At 45.0% G+C, this 20178-nt stretch carries 16 protein-coding genes and 1 riboswitch; of the genes, 1 reads left to right on the plus strand and 15 read right to left on the minus strand.

Annotated elements, in window-relative coordinates; translation table 11 throughout:
- Nucleotides 1-36: 36 nt before the first annotated feature.
- The 10 genes from ESE_RS0110805 to ESE_RS0110850 form a co-directional block, all read right to left on the minus strand.
- Nucleotides 37-1551, minus strand: a complete 1515-nt coding sequence (locus tag ESE_RS0110805; protein ID WP_010375189.1) for a glycosyltransferase — start codon at nt 1549-1551, stop codon at nt 37-39.
- Nucleotides 1551-3164 carry a glycosyltransferase family 4 protein gene (locus ESE_RS0110810; protein ID WP_010375190.1) on the minus strand — a complete coding sequence of 538 codons (1614 nt, stop codon included), beginning with the start codon at nt 3162-3164 and terminating at the stop codon, nt 1551-1553. The genes ESE_RS0110805 and ESE_RS0110810 overlap by 1 nt, the downstream gene beginning before the upstream one ends.
- Nucleotides 3165-3314: 150 nt before the next feature.
- Nucleotides 3315-5681, minus strand: coding sequence for a hypothetical protein (locus ESE_RS0110815; protein ID WP_158004767.1), 2367 nt, complete (start codon nt 5679-5681; stop codon nt 3315-3317).
- Nucleotides 5609-6034 (minus strand): hypothetical protein, encoded by a 426-nt coding sequence (locus ESE_RS0110820; protein ID WP_010375192.1) that lies wholly within the window; start codon nt 6032-6034, stop codon nt 5609-5611. The genes ESE_RS0110815 and ESE_RS0110820 overlap by 73 nt, the downstream gene beginning before the upstream one ends.
- Before the next feature lie 155 nt (nt 6035-6189).
- Entirely contained in the window at nt 6190-6960 is a 771-nt protein-coding gene (locus ESE_RS0110825; protein WP_010375193.1) for a WxL domain-containing protein, read from the minus strand.
- 232 nt (nt 6961-7192) lie between these two features.
- Nucleotides 7193-8251, minus strand: a complete 1059-nt coding sequence (locus tag ESE_RS0110830) for a DUF3324 domain-containing protein (protein WP_010375194.1) — start codon at nt 8249-8251, stop codon at nt 7193-7195.
- A 133-nt stretch (nt 8252-8384) separates the two neighbouring features.
- Nucleotides 8385-8627: a hypothetical protein gene (locus tag ESE_RS0110835; protein WP_010375196.1), complete on the minus strand. Its 243-nt coding sequence runs from the start codon at nt 8625-8627 to the stop codon at nt 8385-8387.
- A 157-nt stretch (nt 8628-8784) separates the two neighbouring features.
- Complete coding sequence (locus ESE_RS0110840; protein ID WP_010375197.1) at nt 8785-9654, minus strand: NAD(P)-dependent oxidoreductase; 870 nt, start codon at nt 9652-9654, stop codon at nt 8785-8787.
- A 105-nt stretch (nt 9655-9759) separates the two neighbouring features.
- Nucleotides 9760-10536 (minus strand): glucose 1-dehydrogenase, encoded by a 777-nt coding sequence (locus tag ESE_RS0110845; RefSeq protein ID WP_010375198.1) that lies wholly within the window; start codon nt 10534-10536, stop codon nt 9760-9762.
- Between the two features lie 143 nt (nt 10537-10679).
- Nucleotides 10680-12173 carry a helix-turn-helix domain-containing protein gene (locus tag ESE_RS0110850; RefSeq protein ID WP_010375199.1) on the minus strand — a complete coding sequence of 498 codons (1494 nt, stop codon included), beginning with the start codon at nt 12171-12173 and terminating at the stop codon, nt 10680-10682.
- Between the two features lie 188 nt (nt 12174-12361).
- On the opposite strand from ESE_RS0110850, the gene ESE_RS0110855 reads away from it, so the two are divergent.
- Nucleotides 12362-13981, plus strand: a complete 1620-nt coding sequence (locus ESE_RS0110855) for an L-lactate permease (protein ID WP_010375200.1) — start codon at nt 12362-12364, stop codon at nt 13979-13981.
- A 359-nt stretch (nt 13982-14340) separates the two neighbouring features.
- On the opposite strand, the gene ESE_RS0110860 is transcribed toward ESE_RS0110855, so the two are convergent.
- The 5 genes from ESE_RS0110860 to ESE_RS0110880 form a co-directional block, all read right to left on the minus strand.
- On the minus strand, nt 14341-15294 hold the full coding sequence (locus ESE_RS0110860) for an aldo/keto reductase (RefSeq protein ID WP_010375201.1): 954 nt from the start codon (nt 15292-15294) through the stop codon (nt 14341-14343).
- Nucleotides 15295-15378: 84 nt separating this feature from the next.
- Nucleotides 15379-15969: a xanthine phosphoribosyltransferase gene (locus tag ESE_RS0110865; RefSeq protein WP_010375202.1), complete on the minus strand. Its 591-nt coding sequence runs from the start codon at nt 15967-15969 to the stop codon at nt 15379-15381.
- Nucleotides 15966-17288: a nucleobase:cation symporter-2 family protein gene (locus ESE_RS0110870; RefSeq protein WP_010375203.1), complete on the minus strand. Its 1323-nt coding sequence runs from the start codon at nt 17286-17288 to the stop codon at nt 15966-15968. The genes ESE_RS0110865 and ESE_RS0110870 overlap by 4 nt, the downstream gene beginning before the upstream one ends.
- Before the next feature lie 108 nt (nt 17289-17396).
- Nucleotides 17397-17495, minus strand: a riboswitch (purine riboswitch).
- Nucleotides 17496-17568: 73 nt separating this feature from the next.
- A complete protein-coding gene (locus tag ESE_RS0110875) occupies nt 17569-18630 on the minus strand; it encodes an SGNH/GDSL hydrolase family protein (RefSeq protein WP_029237525.1) in 1062 nt (353 codons plus the stop codon).
- Between the two features lie 194 nt (nt 18631-18824).
- Nucleotides 18825-20165 (minus strand): dihydrolipoyl dehydrogenase family protein, encoded by a 1341-nt coding sequence (locus ESE_RS0110880; RefSeq protein ID WP_010375206.1) that lies wholly within the window; start codon nt 20163-20165, stop codon nt 18825-18827.
- Between the last annotated feature and the right edge of the window lie 13 nt (nt 20166-20178).

The raw sequence follows: 20178 nt of genomic DNA on the forward strand, positions 1-20178 counted from the left end.
CCCTCGCTAATTGCCTAGCGAGGGTTCTATTTTTTACTATTGTAAGGCTTGCTGCCAAGCTGCCATCATCGCCTGACCATTAAATGTCACCGCTTTATCATAAGCTGCGGCTGACAAATCAGCCCAGACACCATCATCTGACAGAATTGACACAATGCGATCGGCCATTTCACCGTGCGCGCCATTTGCAACGACATACCCATTCACACCATCATGAATAAGTTCTCGCGTACCATACGTAATATCATACGATACGACCGGAACACCGTAACTCATTGCTTCAACTAAGTTCATACCGAATCCTTCTGCGACTGACGTTTGCACAATCACTTGTGCCCGTTGATAGGCTGCGGCCAAAGCGTCACCGGTGATGTAATCACCAAATATGACACTATTGGTAACACCTAGCTGATTGGCCAACGCCTTCAATTCATTCAAAATTTCTGCGTTTGCTGGATAACCATGGAATGTCAACGTCGCTGATGGCACTGACTTAACAACCCGGGCTAGCGCACGAATTGCTTGATCTGGTCGCTTTTCAGGCGACAAACGCCCCATAAACAAAATGTTGCCAGCTTGGCGATCTGGCAAGCGTAGGCGTGATGCGGCCAATTGTGCTTGTGGCACAAATGTATCCGGCACCACTCGGAAATCGACGCCCGAATACCGCTTTTGCAAATCAGCTTGTTGCTCAGGCGTTGGTACTAGAATCGCATCGAAGTCTCGCACGCGACGCTCAAGGACATTCAGATAAGCATCATACAACTTACCGCGAATTGGATTTTTGATATCAGGTGTATGGATATCATGCAAAACTGCGAACTTCTTCGCCGCAAATTGCACATCCGCAACCACGTGATCCAAACTGCGACGATCAGACACAAGGATCGATCCTGGATGTTCAGCCGTAATTTCGTTTAAGAAGAAAAGAAATAGTTGATCTTCCGTATTAAAACGCCAATCGTGGCCCTTGTAATTCAGCAATTTCCACATGGTTGGGTATAACGTGCCATTAACCTTCATGTGACTGATTTCAATAACCGTCTCGCCAGCCAAGTTCAACATCTTTTGCACCGCTAAATTACCGTCTGGATGGAAATAATCTACCGACGACTTAAAACCACGCCAATCAAAATTCTCACGAGCCGTTGTATTGCCATAACGGTCATAGTAGACAATATCATTAACTAATCCGACCGTAGCTGGCATAACGTTAATGCGTGCCAACTCGCGACCAGCATGATTAATCGTTGAATAGTTTGGACCGTGACCTTCAATATGATACTCATCCAACGGAATCTGTGGCAACAAGCGCAGTGAAACTTCCTCACGCGGTACGTCGGTAACCCCTTGGAAGAAATCATACATATTCAATACTTGTTCTGCGTGTAAACCGATCGCTTCTGCATCACGAGCTAAGAAACGATTATAATTTCGCGTGACATATTGCGCTGATTGTCCCTGCTCTGTGAACAGTTGCACCCGCTTAGCTTGCGCATGCTCCGTGCCAGAATTGAACGTAAAGACATTTTCACTAACAAAATAATTCATTATTCAGCCTCCTTATTCAAATCATGGGCATGGGCCGGCATTGCTGCAAGCTTGGCTGGCCACACCGCAGCCGCATCATCCAACAATTCACGCCAGGCATGCCACACATTTTCTTCTGAATAACGTTCTGATGACTCGTATGCTCCCGTTGAATAACGTTGTGCCAAGTCTGGGTCGCGTAAGACCTTTAACATTGCTTGCGCCATCGCCTCATAGTCTTCGTATGGCACCACATTACCGTTGACGTCATCTTCAACGATTTCATTTGGTCCATAATTAACATCATATGAAAAGGCAATCAAACCATGTGAAATTGCTTCCATAATCGCTAGGTTGAACCCTTCCATACGCGAAGTCAGCCCATACATCATAGCATTGTTTTCGACAGCATCAATCTCTGTTGTGTACCCCTTCATCGTCACAACACCTTCAAGTCCGTATTCACGAATCGCTTCTTCAACTGAAGTACGCGCTTTGTAGTTATCCGCTGGATCAGCATAACCATACAAATCAAGCGTCACTTGTGGGAATTCCTTGTGCACAATCCCAACAGCCCGCACCAAATCATCAAGATGCTTTTCCCAGGCAATCCGGGCAAACGCAATCACCTTACCAAATTCACGACGCGCAACCGGCACCCGTTCAGCTTGCAACAGACGATCAGGCACAACTCCGACTGGAATCGTAAAGAGACGCGTCTTAGGTTGGAACCGTTCATTCACGTCATGCGTTTGTTTATGGGTCGCTGAGACAACTGCATCATATTCATCAAGCGCATTCATAGCAAATTCATAGTGATTATTCAAAATGGCATGCATTGGATCTTGGGCATCCCCCGCATGTGAATTGTGAAGGTGCATCACGACATAGGCAGGCTTGCGCAAACGCAAAAGGCCCCAGTCGCCCAAGTGTGAACGGTCCAGCACAAAGACGTTCGGTTGCTCTTCTGACCAGAAATCATCATTCAATCGATCAAAGAAGTGTTTCGTCAGCTCCTCAATCGTGTCAAACTGCATCACGTGACCACCATGTTCAATCAAACGCCAGCCTGATTTAACAAACTCACCGGCCATTGTCTTCTTATTAAAAGTTTCAATGACCGTCCGGCCTGATGGGGTCACCCACGTTTCCGTACCAATTTGATTATCCGTCGTATACCACTGAATTAATGACGCAAACCCACGTGAATCGTAGTGATCAACCCGGAATAAATTGTTGTAGCCATCAAATAACTCAGTCGACCGTACCCGCTTATCGGCAGTGGCGTCATAATTTACGCGCGCTACCAATTGACCATTCTGGGCCGTTACCAAATAACGATTATTTGCCGGTTCATCGGCAAATTGTACATTTGGCACACCAAATTCAATCTCTTGCGCGTGCAGAGTTTTTGGCGTCACCGTAACAGCTTCCTGAAAATAATCAAACATATTAATGAGTTGGTTATCCGGAATACCCGCTGCGTTCGCATTAACGTGCGCAACTGGATCCCAATCACGCAAAACAATCCGTGAATCCACCTGGTGATTATTAAATAGTTCAAAGCGCTTCAATTGCGCGTGTTCGATACCAGACTTTTGCTTTGGCATCGTCGCATTAACGAAAAAGTTCATCGGCATTGCTCCTTTTATGAGCGATATTAATTACTTATTTTTAAATACTATTATAACAGTTACTATCATAAACAAACTGTATTGTGAGCTTTGGCTTATTGTATGAAAAAACGAGGCAACCGTAGTTACCTCGTTTTTAAAACATTATTGTTAGTTCAAGTCATCTGAAACCATCGTGTAGTTGATAGTACCTGAGTACGTACCCGCCGCAAAGTTGTTGTTCGACAACGTCATTTGCAAGTCTGGAATCGTTAGTGATCCCTTCTTGCTCGTCGTATCGTTAACAATCATGTGACCATAACCATCCGTCTGGTTAGCAGCGTAGACATCAGCCAAACCGGCGCTCAAGTTAGCCTTCAACGTCTTAATTGGCAAAGCTGATCCGTTTGACTTCAAGTCTGTGGCTGACATGTAGATATCAGCATTTTGGCCCTTTAAGTTCAAGTATGACAAGACGCCACCCTTCGTTGCCGTCAATGTCGTTGTGTCACTAGCACCGATTGTATTCTTATCGCTACTGAATGAAGGCACTTCCGTCAATTCCATACCGTCATTACGGTTGCCGCTCGTCAACTTTTGTACCTTCACCGTTACCACTTGGGCATCAGTCGTTGGGTAGTTGTACGTTGATTGTACGTCACCGTTGGCACCAACAGCCAAAACGTAACCATCTGGCAACGTCAAAGGTGAGATTTGGGCACCTGGCGTTTGGTCGGTAAAGGCTTGTTGCTGAACCAAAGCGTTGTTGTTATCTGCATCGACGAACTCGATTGTACCTGAGACAATCGCTGCCAAGTCGACGTTCACATCGCCATCCTTATCAGGATAAGCATATGACTTCGTTGCATCAGCAAGCTTGTAACGCAACCCATCAACCGTACCAGCTGGTGCAGCGATGTTTGCAATCGTCTTACCAGCATCTTGATCCGTAAATGGCGTAGATGAAACTGTCTTACCATTGTAGACGTAGTTAATGTTTCCAGTTGCAATCTTTGCAACCGTCACCTTGATATCACTACCATCATACGTTGACTTATCAACGCTCACAAACTTGTAACGGTAACCGTCAGTTGTCGTTGGGGCTGTGATGTCTGAAGTTGATGATCCTGGCGCCTTAGTGTAAGAACCTGTAGCAACCTGATTACCATTCGCATCCACATAATTAATGCTTCCCGTTACCGCAGCTGCACCATTCCAAGTAAACGACTTTGTTAAGTCAATCTTAGCCATGTTGGTATCCGTACCTGTCATGCTGGTCGTTGAAGTAATTGACTCGGTTTTTGATGCTTGGAAGACTGACTTGATTGTGTAGCTAGATGTCGCTGGAATTGTCACCGTCATAGTGGCCTTAACAGCTTTAGCATAATCAGTTGTCTTAGCACCCGTTGCATCGTAGTACGTCATGTCCTTTAGTCCAACTGCCGTAGAAACATCATCACCATTCGCATTAACAAATGCTGGCTGCTTCGCAAACGTTACATTATTGCTTCCAGTCGTAATCGTGTACGTACCAGTTGAATCTTGACTCTGCGTATTCGTGATTTTATCTGACGCAATTACTTGGTTGTAACTGTCGCTACTTCCACTGGTAATTGACTTACCCGTTCCATCCGTGTACGACACATCATGTGTAATAACTCCTGTATCAGTATGCTTCAAGATGTTGAAGCCACCTTCTTCATATGAACCATACCATGAAGTACTAGAAGTTTCGGGTATATTACCAGCCACATTGTAGTTAACCGGCGTATTTGTCGTAGATCCCGCACCAAACATGCGCGTATCACCTGAATACTGGCGCATATCGCCATTCGTAGGCATCTTAACATTTCCTGACAAAACTAGCTGTTGTCCCAATGCTGGTACTTTTACCTTCGAGTAGACGTAAATATTCGTTGCTGGACTACCAGCTGCATTTTGCCAATCACCATCCGTCGCAACGGCTAATGGCGATGAATAATTGTACGTCGTCTTATTTTTGCTGACCGTAATCGTACCGTGCTTCACCATCAATGCACCTGTCTTCGGATCAACACTGTAGAAGATACCTTGTACATTACTAGTTGGGTACCATGTTGAGTAACCATCTACACCACCAGAATCAACATCAGATATTGTTCCATCAGCATAAATAACTTTCACTGAAAAAGTACTTGAATCTAGATACGAGCTGATATTGGTAAGTTTTAGTCCTGTAGAATCATCCGGTGTATGAAGACTTAGATACTGCTTACCTGTAAACCTATACAACTTGTTCAACGACCCGCTAACCTTAGTTGGTGCATCACTAGTTGTCGCGGTTCCGACATTTCCGGCTGCTACAGCCAGCTCATCAGTTGATCCACTAGCAGTCTTGGTACTTGTATCAGATGCAGGACTGACAGCCATATAAGTCGCCGTTCGATTTACGTCCGTACTTTCATTCACTACCGGCGTTGTCAACTTTACGATAGTTGACGTTGAGTCATATGTGCTAGCCTGGCTACCATCAAAAATTTTATTTTGACCATTAGCCAACGTTGTAGCATATTGAATGGGAAATCACCTTTCGCATTTGTACGCTTTGCATATGCAGCCGATGTATCTCGTGGTGTAATTTTCCAAGATCCATCGACAACGCCTGTCTGACCAGCCAACATCGCAGGAGTGGTACCTGAATAACTACCGCCTAACAAATCACGCGCGTAATTTTCACTGGCAGTACCCTTATCTACCTTATCTACCACTCCAGTTGCCGCTTTCACATCTTGCAAGCTCATACCTGGCAATGATGGTGCGAGTTGGACAATCGGCGCAACAATCCCTGCGATTATAATTGAAGCCAACGCCATATGTTGTACTTTTGCTTGTAAACGCCGTGTGTTCTTCATGATGTTGCCTCTCTTTCTCACTATCCCCAAATAGTTTCAATTCTCTCTTATATGTATCACGGTACAACTTACCAAAAATAAGTATACCGTGTTTTATCCAATAAAAGACCAAACATGACTTGTCACGATCGGTCTAATTACTTAGCGTATGTTAATTAGTTAGCTGAAGTAGCTGAATCAACCAACGTGTAGTACATCGTACCCGTGTACTTTTGTGCTTGAACGGCATTGCTGCTCAAGTTCAATTCTGCAGAAACAGCACCAGTTGCGTTGTCACCGTTAGTCTTACCGTCACCCTTAGCAATCAAGTTACCGTATCCGGCAACCGTTCCCAAAGTTGCGTCACCAGCAGTCTTAGCAGTGCCACCCTTCAAAACTGAATTGTTAGCTTGGTAAACTGAAACGGCACTCTTACCAGTAATCAAACCACCGTTTGAATTAGCAGTTCCGTCAGCAACCGTCATGTTCAATGAAGCAACTGGCAAGACTTGATCACCAGCCTTCAATTGTGAAGCTGAGGCGTAGATGCTGTAACCAGCACCAGCTGCATCAGCCGTCAAACCACGTGTATCACGAACATAGATTGATGATGACGTGTTGTTTGTACCAGTCGTGTCACCAGTTGGTTGCGTTGATACACCGTTAGCCGTCAACACCTTCGTTGAAGCTTCGGTAATCTTAGGCGTTGCGCCAGCATCCTTAAACGAAAAGCTTGGTACAGCCGTCAAAGTCAAACCACCAACCGTAGCACCGTTATCTGGGTCCTTTGGATCCGTTGTACCTGGCTTAGTTGTCGTGTCTCCTTGGAACGTTACATCAGTCGTTCCAGTCTTTCCTGCGAAAGTTGCGTCAGCGTTAACTGCTGGTGCAGCTAGAGTAACTGCGGCTCCCAATACAGCAACACTCATCAAAAATTGCTTCATCATAATTCTTTCCCTCTCTGTGCTTCTTAGGCTTTTTTAAGTAGTTCCTTTATTACATGAATTAGTATAATTCCGATTTATACGGCTCTTACAAAAAGTACTTAAATTGGGCCTGTTTTCGCTAATTTTTTAAAAGTTAGTAAAAAACACGTCAAAAATGGTCGTTTTTAGCTCAAAGCAAAGACGGAACCCCTTTGCAAGGATTCCGTCTTGATATTTTTTTCAATTTTTGAAATTATTTTGCGGTTGTCTCATCTTCATCTTCGTCATCCTTGCGACGCTTCCACAAAAGGAAGAATAGGAAGCCGATTAAGACAAGGAACAAAGCTAGCAATTGCCAAATCCAAGTTGGCACAAAAGCAATTGATCGACCGATACCAACGCTCGTAGCTGATGCACGTGAGACCGTAAAGTCATCACTAAACGTCCAACTCTTCTTCGTCTTATCATTTGTCATCGTGACAACATAGTGATACTTACCAGCCTTCATCACCCGTTCAGATGGAATCTGATACGTAAATGATGAATTAGGTGCGACTGAGCGATTTTTTTGACTATCCGTCAAAACTGTATCACCAGTACTCTTGTAGGTAACCTTAGCCTTCAAACTCATGTTACCAATATAACTTGGCACATTATTTTGAATTGGCAATTGGAAAATTTGACGCCCGTCAGAAACTTTAACCAATCCCTTTTTGTCATTCGTCAAAACCGCTGTTGGGTTGACGATCGATTCTGTGATTTGAACCGTCTTCACATAAACGAAACGGTTCGTGACACCACCTTCAACTTTATAACCCTTTGGCAATTCCTTGTTAACGACCACGGCACCCAACACGTAACCATCAAATTCCTTTGCTGGCATCGTTAACGTAATCGGCACTTGCACAGTTGTTTTAGCCGGAACCGTCACTGTTGTGTTGTCTTTACCATCAACCTTGGCAAGGTTAGAAAACTTCATGTTCGGATCAAGTGACTTATTCGTTCCACCTGAGAGATACATGATATTCACTTGATCGTTTGTGCGCGCTTGTTCCATTGATACTGTGAATTTTGCTGCCGCGTCTGAAGCATTTTGAACAGACACTGAACCTTGCAACACCTTACCTGGCTTCGTATTCAATTCCCATGTTGAATTATTTGTATCCGTGTCATCTTCAATACTCGATAACATGACACCCATTTCAGGATTGTTATTACTATAGTCTGCTGCCGCCGCTGGCTTTGCCACGCCAAGCGCCCCCAATGCAGCCGTCACTATGGCCAAACTTGACCACAACTTCCGTCCAATCATCTTTCCACTCTCCGTATTCTCGTACTTTATACAAGTGATTATAGCAGTGTTGAAAAGGAAATGCGCCCTATAGTTTCTAAATCAAAGCAAAACTGGCCAGATTTTTCATCGAAATCTAGCCAGTTCGTCACTACTACTTCGTCGTCTGAGTCGCTTGCTTTGCAGTTCCGGCACTGAAAATCCATGTCAAAACTAAAGCGACTGACAAGCCAACCCATACGCCAGCGTACAACATCACAACCAATGGTAAAAAGATGCTGTAATCCATCCCGTACAAATAACGTGAAGACAAAACAAACAACACAAAAATGAACGTAATCCAAGCTAAAAGCTCAAACATTGCCTTTAAATCTGAATATATGCGTCCAATCGTCATGCCTATTTGCCTCCACGTCATTTCTTGATGTTTTTATCTTAACGAATAATTGGCTGATTTTTTAATATCTCCTCAAATTGAACCATAGACACTAAAAAACAGGTTTCGCACTTACAAAAAGTGCGAAACCTGTCTTATTTCACTCAAATTTAGGACATTATGCAAATTGCGCCCACAACTTAACCAGTGCTTGTGTCCCTTCATCACCAAGGTTCTTTTGCTCAACAAGCTTGGTATATAAGGCCTCAGCCAAATCAGTTGCTGGCAAAGATAGATTCATCTTGGCCGCTTCGTCCAACGCAATGCGCAAATCCTTCAATAGGTGCTTTGCATAGAAGCCAGGTTCAAAATCGCCTGCCAAAACGCGGGGGCCATAGTTATCCAATGACCAGTTTTGGGCGCCACCAGCTGACAAAGTTGCCATTACTTTAGCCACATCTAGGTCAGCCGCCTTTGCATAAACCATCATTTCTGACATACCCAACATTGTCGCGGCAATCATAATTTGATTGGCCATCTTAGTGTGTTGACCTCGACCAGCCACACCAAAGCGGTTAGCTGCCTTTGAAATCACATCAAAGATTGGTTGCAAACTGTCGTACGCCGCTTCATCACCACCAGCCATAATGGTCAACGTACCATTCTTAGCACCAACATCACCACCAGAAACCGGGGCATCAAGTACCTTAACATCATACTTCTCACCATCAACGGCCAATTGTTCAGCCAACGTTGGCGTTGACGTCGTCATATCAACAAAGATTTGACCGGCGTGTGAGCCAGCAAACAACCCATTATCACCATAATATTGTTCTTCCACATCCTTGGGATAGCCAACCATGGTAATCACCAAGTCTGCTGCTTCAGCGATTTCCTTTGGTGAGTCTGCCCAAGTGGCACCATTATCCAAGACTGATTGGGCATGTGCTTTCGTGCGATTGAAAACAACCACTTCATAATTTGCTTGCAATAAGTTATTAATGATACCGCGCCCCATGACACCGGTACCGATGAATCCAATCTTCATGTTCATTCACCTCGTTATTTTCAGTACCTTCATTGTACACCCACTATCATCCCGCAACTGAAAAACCGGCTTTGTGCAGCGCACAAAACCGGTTTCATAACTATTTTATTGGAACTTCACACCACCATCAACAGCTAACGATTGGCCAGTGATGTAATCGGCTTGGTCAGACACCAAGAATGACACGTACTTAGCAATATCATCAGGTTCTTCACCACGACCAAGTAAAATACCATCAATAAACGCTTGGCGTGTTTCGCCAATGGCAACATTCTTGCGTTCAGCAAAACGGGCATCAATTTGATCCCACATTGGCGTTAAGACGATTCCTGGATTATAGGCATTTACACGGATATTGTCGGTCGCCAACTCTTTTGCCGCTGCTTGCACCAGACCCCGGGTAGCAAACTTGGTTGCCGAGTAAATCCCCAACATCTCAAAACCTTCCATCCCCGCAATTGATGAAGCCAATACAATTGAACCGCCTTGCTTACCATTCTTACGCATAGCGGCCGGTGCCGTTTGTAAAGCCCAGACTTGTGACTTTAAGTTAATATTGAAGACATTATCAACTTGTTCTTCTGGCGTCTCTTCGATTGTATCAACCCAATCAATACCAGCATTGGCTACGAAGACGTCTAAACGGCCATACTTAGTCAATGCTAATTGCACCATTTCTTCATTAACTGACTTTTGTTGTACATCCCCCGCAAAGGTTGTCGCTTCGCCCCCAGCTGCAACAATCTTATTAACCACGTTGTCCAATTTAGTTTGGGTGCGTCCGTTAACAATGACTGCATAACCATCTTGGGCTAGCCGCAATGCGATACCTTCACCGATACCTTGTCCACCACCAGTTACAATTGCTACTTTTTCAGCCATGATAAATGCCTTCTTTTCTTTGCATGTGATTTAATTAACAAATACATTGTAACGCGTCGCTTATATTTTGTAAACGGTTTCACGCACTTGTTTCGCTAAAATAAAAAGCGAAACTAACACGGTGTTGTGTTGTTTCGCTACTATTATTTATGTTTGTTATTATCTCGCCAAGCATTGAACTTCTTCATCTTAACGCGATTAATTTCCTGTAAGAGCTCTGTCATTTGCCCTGGCGTTCCAATTCCCCGCCAAATGAGCGCCGTATAAGGTTCATCCTTAGGCTGGGGAGCGTCCGTTACCAAAATATCTGTATATTCAGATAGAACATGGTTAATTTGAATTTTATAACCTGGCAAGCCATTCAGCGACATTGCCATCACTTCTTCGATGCCGTGATGGCCGCCAAAGTCAATCGTGATGTTAACTGCTGGAATTGCCCGATAAAAATTAGGATAACCCATCACTGTCGCAATCAAATCTGGCAACATAAAGTTATCCAAATCACGCGCCGGCACTCCCGTAAACTCACTAAAGTGGCGCATGACATCCTTAGAGAACTCATAGGCCAACGGATATTCCGGTGCAATGTCAGCAACATTCGTCATGTACTCATAATCTTCTTCTCCCACATATGGGAAGACAAAGAACCGTAAAATTTCAGGTTCAAGCACGCGCGTGACGGACCGAATATCAACTTGATCGGCCCGAAGCATGAAGAGACAGTAATAACTTTCTTTCAAAGCCCGTTCAAAATGATGCCAGTACTGGATGACTGAATCTGTCACGTCGGTCATCATTTGCTCCGGCGGGAAAAGTCCCAACGTATGCATGGTTAGAATGATAAACCGTGCCTCACTTGCGGCTGTTTCAACCGGCAAGTCAGGTGTGTCACTCATCCGTTCCATCAGTAAATGGATGAGGCGTCGACTACGATCAGATAACTCAGCAGTTGGCTTTAAAAAGCGATTCGTAAACCCTGTCGACACAAAATGACGCTGTCTAAAACGCGACCACCAAATTGCATACAGATGGCGCAACCCTACCAATTGTGTTTCACGCAACGTGCCACACTCCGGCACAATGATTTCATTCACCACTTCGCGCGCTTGTTCCTGCACATCGATCGGAAATGGTGAATCTCGCCGACCATTGTAATAAGTTAACATCTCGAATTTGAATAACCGAATGTGTTCTTCATTCCCGACTAATTTGTAATCTCGCGAAATTCGGATTCCTTCACGTGCTAAATCTTCAGCGACTTGCGCGCGTTCCTTGTACATCTTGGGGACCGACACATCAACGTCAAAGGCAAATTCTTCCCACGACGTCACTTGCTCATGAAATAATTCGTGTACCATTCGGCCGCGAATCGACGTCATAAGATAGTGTAGTCCTAACGATTCCCAATCTAACACCGTTGCTGGCACACTAAAACGAACATCTGATCCACCTTCAATCAAAATGCCGTCCGTCATACCTGTAATCATCTCAATATCAATCGCTAATTGTTGTGTTGTTGATAACACAATATAGCGTGACATATCCAGGTCTTCCATTACCTGGAGTACCGGGGCTTCCCCACGTGTTCGCATGTATCGAAATAACTTTAATTTATTCCGATCCTGCTTATCATGCATCCATTTCATCTCTCACACCATCATCTCACCTGATACTGCCACTTATCCCAGATACTATCACGAAATCAACTGATACGTCTTATCTAAAACTCGTGTAACAAATAAAAAATATAGAAACCCTTTATTTGTGAAGTTCTTCATGTAGACTACAAGAGACATCTATTTCAATTGCGAACTTTGGGGGTTCTATGCTATTTATTGCACTTCTGGCAGTTATTCTGCCGCTTATTCTGTTGGCCGTGTTCAACATGCCGGCACTAAAAGGGATGGCTATCAGTGCGCTCGTCGTCACCTTAGCCGGCTGGTTCATCTGGCAAATGCCAAACAATGTGATGTTTGCCTCTATCCTACAAGGCATTCACAAAACATTCCCAATTCTTTGGATTTTGTTTGGGGCCTTGATGATGCTACACGTTTTACGCCACACCGGCGCTATCACACGGATTAACGCCGGGTTCGAATCGTTAACCGCTGATATGCGTATTTTAGCAGTCTTAATTGCCTATTTATTTGGTGGTTTGATTGAAGGTGTATCTGGTTTTGGGACACCTGCAATGGTCACAGCACCCTTACTAATCGCTTTAGGGTTCACACCAATTGCGGGCGTTACCTTAGCCTTAGTCGCTGATTCAACATCAGCTGCATACGGTGCCGTTGGGACGCCACTAACCGTCGGGTTGAGTAACGTCGCCCCAGCAAATGTTGCTGACTTCATGAACAATATTGCCGGTACGATGACTACCATCGATTTGTTTGGTGGAACATTCATGCCTTTGATGTTGGTTATGCTGCTCGTTACGTTCTTCAATCGAGGCAAAAAGTCGATCAAATCGTGGCTAGAAATTACGCCATGGGCATTATTAATTGGCTTGGTTTATAACGTTTTCGCCTGGCTTTACGCCCACACAATTGGTTATGAGTTCGTGTCGATTCTCACACCATTAACCGTTTTGATCATTGCTGTGTTAACACTCAAATATCGCATCTTATTGCCAACAACCGTCTTCACCAATCCTTGGAAGGGTGCGAATTTTACCGGCGATGGTGTGCAAAATGATGAAGAAACGATGCAACACGCATCAAGTCATATGTCGTTGCTGACAGCTTGGTCGCCTTACTTGATTGTTGTTGTACTGCTCTTACTATCACGTACCATTGGTTGGCTAAAGCATTTCATGACCAACGCCATCGATTTTGGCTGGGTTAACATCCTAGGGATTAAAGGGATTAGCTCCGACTGGCCGGTCCTTTACTCGCCTGGCTTCATTTTGACATTAGCTGCGGCTATCGCCCTCTTGGTGCAAGCCCGAACGTTGAAACCTTTTGTGCCAGCGGCCAAGTCGGTGCTAGCCTCGATGGTTGGCACTGGTGTGACGTTGATGGTGACCTTGATTATGGTACAAGTATTCTCGAATTCCGGCACCAACGGCATGAACTTACCGTCAATGCCAACTTATATCGCCAAAACCGTGTCACAACATATGGCTGGTGTGTGGGTATTCGTGGCACCTTTCTTAGGGGAACTCGGTGCTTTCATCACGGGAAGTGCAACCGTTTCAACCTTGACTTTCTCGCCAATTCAAGCTGACGTCGCAGCCAATGCCCATCTTGCCAAGCCCATTATTTTAGCTTTGCAAGTCATTGGTGCGGCAGCCGGCAATATGATTTGTGTACACAACATTGTTGCAGCCAGTGCCGTGGTCGGCCTGGCCGGTCAAGAAGGTGCAATCTTACGTAAAACTGCTATTCCAGCCCTGGTTTACGGTCTGCTCGTCGGAATTGCCGGTGCCATTATGTTAATGTTCTAACAACAAAAGCACCGCATCACGCGGTGCTTTTTTGCGTTATAATCTGCTATTGGCAACACTCTGAAGATCCCAAATAACAGAGAATCTCTCGGTAGCTGCAACAGGTTCGGCTGGTATCCGGAGCGTTCAAAAATCGGCAACATGCCGCATGGCCGGCGCTATTCAGAAAAGTCCACACAGCACTTGAGGATTTAGGGGGAATTACTTGCCCCGCTGAATGGCGTCCGCGCCATTCGGTTGCCGAGTTTTTGAACAAAGGCGCAGGATGCCAGCCGAACCTGTTGCTCGTGCGCTAGCACGACACATAAACGCAAATGAGCGTCACCGCAAAAGCAGTGACGCTCATTTTTTAACGCTGTTTATGGCAAATCATTGCCGGCTGCAAAGTAGATGTCGTACCATTCTTGGTTCGTCAACGTTACCTTGTCGCCGTCCATCATTTCGTCCAAACGGTTCACATTCATTGAACCCAAAACAACTTGCATCTTAGCTGGGTGGTGCAAAATGAAGGCCACGGCAATCGTGTTCTTCGTTACACCGTACTTATCAGCCAATTCTTGCAACTTTTGGTTCAAGACTGGGAACTTATCGTTGTCGATAAATGGTCCTTCAAAGAAACCATATTGGAATGGTGACCACGCTTGAATCGTCATGTTCTTCAAACGTGAGTAGGCCAAAATGCCACCGTCGTGATCAAATGAACGCTCATCTGACATGTTCACGTGCAATTCTGAATCAACCATACCCGTGTGCATAATACCGAATTGCAATTGGTTCGCAACCAACTTTTGGTTCAAAGAAGCTTGAACCAATTCGACTTGCCATGGGTTCATGTTTGACGTTCCGAAGTGCTTAACCTTACCAGCCGCTTGCAACTCATCAAAAGCTGCCGCAACTTGTTCAGGATCCATCAACGTGTCTGGGCGGTGCAACAAGAAGACATCCAAATAGTCCGTTTGTAGACGCTTCAACTCTTCATCAACAGCTGAAATCAAGTGTGACTTTGAAAAGTCGTAACGAGGACCCTTCCAACCATCACCAGAGATTTGACCATCTTCCAAGATGATGCCACCCTTTGATTGCAAGATGATGTCTTCACGCGCAATACCGGCGTCCTTCAAAGCTTGACCAAGGACAACTGAGCTTTGACCAGCTGCATAAATGTCAGCCGTATCAAAGAAGTTCACGCCCTTTTCCATTGCCTTTTCAACCAAAGCTTGTGCTTCAGCTGCAGACTTGTCCGCGATACGCATTACACCAAGGGCTACATCAGGAACCATAAGTCCTGAGCCACCCAAATTAATTTGTGCCATGTTTTCACCTCCATAGTATAGTTTCAGTCTACTCTTATTTATCTTAAAACACTATGAACAACCAATGAAATTATTATTCGAATGTTAATTAGCAACAGGTGACTCATCCGCAAAAACCACCTGACCATTTTCGAAAGCTGCGATGCGGGCCAAGGACTCAACGCGCACACCTTGTTCATCTAGCAGCGCGCGGCCCTTTTGGAAAGTCTTTTCGATAACAATACCGGCCCCAACCACTGTGGCACCTGCGTCAGACGCAATTTGGAGCATCCCCGCTACCGCTTGACCGTTCGCCAAGAAGTCATCAATCAACAACAAGCGTTCGCCCGGTTGGATAAAGCGCTTATCAACCAAAATATGGTTCGTCTCTTGCTTGGTAAACGAGTAAACATCAGCTACGTAGTGATCTCCTGAGAGCGTTAACGACTGCTTCTTACGAGCAAACACCATTGGCACGTTTAAGGCCAACGCTGCAAAAACAGCCGGCGCAATGCCAGATGATTCAACTGTCAGTACTTTATCGATTTTTTCTGTTGCAAATAACCGGGCAAATTCATTCCCCATAGCTTGCATAAGCGCTGGATCCACTTGATGATTTAAAAAATTATCAACTTTCAACACTTCAGTCCCCAATACGCGACCGTCTGTTTGAATACGTTCTTCTAATAACTTCATGATGCTGTGACTTCCCCTTTTTCACGACCTGGTAAAACAATATTTAAGAACACTGCCAACACGGATGTGACAACAACGGCGTTCTCAATCACTAAACGAATTAATTCTGGTAATTGTTGGAAAATTTGTGGATACACGGTGACACCAATGCCGGCCCCAATTGAAATGGCTGCAATCATTAAATTGCGTTCCTTACCAAAATCAACCGTGCGCAAAATGGTCGTTCCCTGGATACCAATCGTACCAAACAAGACAATCATGGCCCCGCCCAACACAGATGTTGGAATAATCGTCGCCAGTGCACCAAACTTTGGTAACAAACCAATTAAAATCAAAATAACTGCAGCGTAGTAAATAGGTTGTTTCGTCTTAACGCCTGATAAGCGCACCACACCAACATTTTGTGAAAACGTTGAATATGGAAAGGTGTTAAACAAACCAGATAGCACCACGGCTAACCCTTCAGCGCGATATCCCTTTGCCATGTCTTGATTTGTTAGCTTGCGTCCCGTTAAATCAGCTAACGCGAAGTACACACCGGTTGACTCAATCATTGAGGTCAACGCAATGATAATCATCGTAATAATCGCTGAAGAATGGAACGTTGGCACACCCAAGAAAAAAGGCGTTGGTAAATGGAACCATGACGCTGCCGCAACGGGTGCTAACGATACTTTACCCAAAATTGCGGCAAAAGCGGTCCCCAGCACAATTCCCAATAGAATTGAAATGGCCTTGGTAAAGCCTTTCGCTAACAAACTAACGAGGACAATAATTGCAATCGTAAACGTACCAATTGCTAGGTTTGCTGGACTACCGAATGATTTGGCAGCGACATCTCCGCCACCTAAATTTTGAATACCAACTGGAATCAACGCAAACCCAATCACCGTAATCAAAGATCCCGTAACAACTGGCGGAAAAAATTCACGTAATCGCGCAAATAGGCCCGCAATCAAAAATACGAAGACCCCCGCTGAAATGGTCGCACCATACATCGCACCGATACCCAACGTGCCACCTATATTAATCAAGGGGGACACCGACTGAATCGCCGAACCTAACACAACTGGCATCGCGATACCAGTGAGGCGCGTACTCTTTAGCTGTAGCAATGTACCAATTCCTGTCATAAAGATATCCGCCGAAATCAAGTACGCCATTTGTTGTGGTGTAAAGTGCAGTGCTGCCCCGATTAACAACGGTACTAGAATACCCCCAGAATACATGGCTAACACGTGTTGCAAGCCCAACACTAGCGCTTGTAGTTTATTAGTCTTCACGACCGGTTCGGCTTTAACACCTGCGACAGCTTCCATAATAAATAACCCCTCCATGTGTGTCGCAACCACTACCCCCAACAGGTTAACTAACGAAAAAAGCACCCACTCTCACGCTTAAAAAGCATGCAGAATGGGTGCACGAATATCGTTTAAAACACTATCAGTAGTCTGTCTCTCGGGAAACAGGTAGGAACTCGCTGGCCATTCTCCAGCAATTATACCGATAGTGATTACGTCATATTTAATTGTTACTTACTATAGCAAACTTACCAGAAAATGCAAACATTATTTTCAACAGAATAAAAATCGTTCGTCATTACTTGATTGGTAAGCCAGCCGTGGCTGCTTGGCGAATACCATTTTTATAGGTATACACTTTATAATGAACCGTCTTTTTCCCAGTATAGGGTCGACCATCTTTAATCCAACGCCAGCCAACCTTGCGCCCCGTCACATCCTTAACCATGACATAAGCATCCTTAACTAGGCCACGTGAAGCAAAGGTATTTGTTAACTGGTTTGACCCGTTACTGGTTGTTGAAATCGCATATACTTTGTGATCAATTAGAATATTTCCCTGGGCAGGCACGCCATTTTTAGCTAAATAATAGGTTTTGCCGTTCCGCTTTAACCACCGACTTTTTAGCGCAACACCATCATCAAAATAACGATAACCCGCGACCGTTGTTTGCAACCCATTCGCTAACTTATCGGCAATGTAATAGCGTTTGTCCCGCCAGCCAGTATATGTTTTAGCCTTGTAACCGTCCCCCGCAATTTGCTTGGCAACAGCCTCACCGATCTTATAATATGCGGCCTGAGTTGGATGCGTCGTATGATCACCTAACTCTTTATGGTAGTTAAAATTATTAACCACGCGGGCATTAATCGGCTTAACACCTAACTGTTGATATGCCAACAACAACGCTTGTTTCTCTTGCAAATAACTATAGCCACCTAGACGAATCGTGTTGAGCGTATCCCCGTCTTCCCATGTTCCTTGTGGCATCAACGCATAAAACTTCGCCCGTGGTGCTAAGGCCTTTAATTGGCGTACATTATTCTGCAACGTCCCAATCACAACTGGTAATGCATTGTCACTGTGCAAATAATCATTGATACCTAACCCTATCAACACAAGATTGGCTTTTTTAAACGCCTTGTCCTTGCTAATTAGTTGCGTTGTTGCTGAAAAATCACGTTGATACGTCGAATGTCCTGAAATCATCGCGCCCGAAACCGAATATTCATTGTGCGCCGTCACATGTAACTTATCCGCTGCCACCAACGGATACGGCGCCGTTACAATTTTATGGCCATCCCAACCAACCGCAGTGGAATCACCAATCGCCCATAACGTATCTGCTGATGCTGTCATTGGTACAGACATTGCCCCCACCAGACTCACCAACAGACACAGCATCCCTTTTCTCATTAATCTGAACCCCATCCATTATCCTGCTACTTACAGATTATCATGATTAATCTATTTTTGTTCTCTAAATTTGTCACAAATTTGAAACAAAAAAGAGACTGGGACAGCATTCACTGTCTCAGCCTCAAAAGTAAGCTTTAGAAGAAGTATTCTAAGTCTGACGCCGGCGTTGGGTAGGCATACAAACGATCACGAATCGCTTGGTAACCATCTTTGTTATTAATCGCTTCAGTAAAGTAATTAATCAACTCATCGGCATGCGCACTCAAAACCGTGGCACCAACCAACTTCTTATTTGCGTCCAAGACAACCTTGGCCCGGGCAGCTGGCTCACCTGTTCGGTAATACGTAAACCAGTTGGTCATATCGATATCACGAACTGAATAGCCATCCGCCTCAGCGTATTGCGTTGGTACGCCAACAGCTGCTAACTTAGGCGTCCCGTATACAACAACTGGCACAGCCGGATACGTAATTGGCTCGTCATGACCCAAAATCACTGAAGCTGCGTAACGTGCTTCGTAGTAACCCACCGTTGTAATCCGTGGTCGGCTTGTATTGGCAACGTCACCCGCCGCGTAAATGTGTGGATTTGACGTCCGCAAGAATTCGTCCACGTTAATCCCGTGAATATCATCTTCAACCCCAGCATTCTCCAAGGCCAACGTGTCATTGTTACCCACACGACCTACTGCGCGCAAAACCAATTTTGTTGGCAACGTACTACCAAAACTCAATGTGGCGTTCAGCCCGTCATCAGTCTTAGCAACTTCAGTCACTTCTGTGTTGAAGTACACCCGAATGCCACGATCATCTAATTGATCAAGTAGCGTATCAACGAAAGCTTCATCGAAACCAGTCAATAACTCACTACCACGCACCACCAAGTGCACTTGTGCCCCAGCAGCGGCCGCAATTGACGCAAATTCAACCGCGATATAACCACCACCGATAATCACAACGTCTTCTGGCATTGCAGGCAAACTCAAGAACGTCTCTGAATCAATCGTTAGCTCAGCCCCAGGAATATCCAACTCAGCTGGACGTTGCCCAACCGTCAAAATCCAGTCGGTTGCTTGTACTTCAATGTCTTCATCCCCATGCACAACAACTGTATCTGAGTTGATGAAGTGGGCTGCCCCATAAACGTGCGCAATCCCATTTGCATCCAATGAGTGCACTGTCTTTTCAGGAATTGCTTCCGTAAAGCGCATCTTACGGCCCATCAATGATTCCCAGTTAATCGCCACTTGACCATCGACACCGTCACCGCTCAGAAACTCAACGTGTTCTTTCGCTTCAACCGCGGCCAAAAGGATTTTCTTAGGGTCACAACCATAGTTTGGGCAAGTGCCACCCCAGAGGTACTTTTCAATCAAGGCAACCGTCTTACCAGCGGCCACAATATCTTCCGCGGCAGCGAGTCCTGCTGGTCCAGCACCAATGATGGCAACGTCATAATGCAATGTTTCAGCCATTTCTATCTCCTAC

Source organism: Weissella cibaria KACC 11862 (genome assembly GCF_000193635.1).
GTDB lineage: Bacteria > Bacillota > Bacilli > Lactobacillales > Lactobacillaceae > Weissella > Weissella cibaria.

What these genes read in the sequence shown, in the direction of transcription:
- ESE_RS0110805 (WP_010375189.1), bottom strand. Translation starts at nt 1,551, where the DNA reads ATGAATTATTTTGTTAGTGAAAATGTCTTTACGTTCAATTCTGGCACG.
- ESE_RS0110810 (WP_010375190.1), bottom strand. Translation starts at nt 3,164, where the DNA reads ATGAACTTTTTCGTTAATGCGACGATGCCAAAGCAAAAGTCTGGTATC.
- ESE_RS0110835 (WP_010375196.1), bottom strand. Translation starts at nt 8,627, where the DNA reads ATGACGATTGGACGCATATATTCAGATTTAAAGGCAATGTTTGAGCTT.
- ESE_RS0110820 (WP_010375192.1), bottom strand. Translation starts at nt 6,034, where the DNA reads ATGAAGAACACACGGCGTTTACAAGCAAAAGTACAACATATGGCGTTG.
- ESE_RS0110845 (WP_010375198.1), bottom strand. Translation starts at nt 10,536, where the DNA reads ATGGCTGAAAAAGTAGCAATTGTAACTGGTGGTGGACAAGGTATCGGT.
- ESE_RS0110830 (WP_010375194.1), bottom strand. Translation starts at nt 8,251, where the DNA reads ATGATTGGACGGAAGTTGTGGTCAAGTTTGGCCATAGTGACGGCTGCA.
- ESE_RS0110870 (WP_010375203.1), bottom strand. Translation starts at nt 17,288, where the DNA reads ATGGAAGCTGTCGCAGGTGTTAAAGCCGAACCGGTCGTGAAGACTAAT.
- ESE_RS0110855 (WP_010375200.1), top strand. Translation starts at nt 12,362, where the DNA reads ATGCTATTTATTGCACTTCTGGCAGTTATTCTGCCGCTTATTCTGTTG.
- ESE_RS0110825 (WP_010375193.1), bottom strand. Translation starts at nt 6,960, where the DNA reads ATGATGAAGCAATTTTTGATGAGTGTTGCTGTATTGGGAGCCGCAGTT.
- ESE_RS0110865 (WP_010375202.1), bottom strand. Translation starts at nt 15,969, where the DNA reads ATGAAGTTATTAGAAGAACGTATTCAAACAGACGGTCGCGTATTGGGG.
- ESE_RS0110850 (WP_010375199.1), bottom strand. Translation starts at nt 12,173, where the DNA reads ATGCATGATAAGCAGGATCGGAATAAATTAAAGTTATTTCGATACATG.
- ESE_RS0110875 (WP_029237525.1), bottom strand. Translation starts at nt 18,630, where the DNA reads ATGACAGCATCAGCAGATACGTTATGGGCGATTGGTGATTCCACTGCG.
- ESE_RS0110880 (WP_010375206.1), bottom strand. Translation starts at nt 20,165, where the DNA reads ATGGCTGAAACATTGCATTATGACGTTGCCATCATTGGTGCTGGACCA.
- ESE_RS0110860 (WP_010375201.1), bottom strand. Translation starts at nt 15,294, where the DNA reads ATGGCACAAATTAATTTGGGTGGCTCAGGACTTATGGTTCCTGATGTA.
- ESE_RS0110840 (WP_010375197.1), bottom strand. Translation starts at nt 9,654, where the DNA reads ATGAAGATTGGATTCATCGGTACCGGTGTCATGGGGCGCGGTATCATT.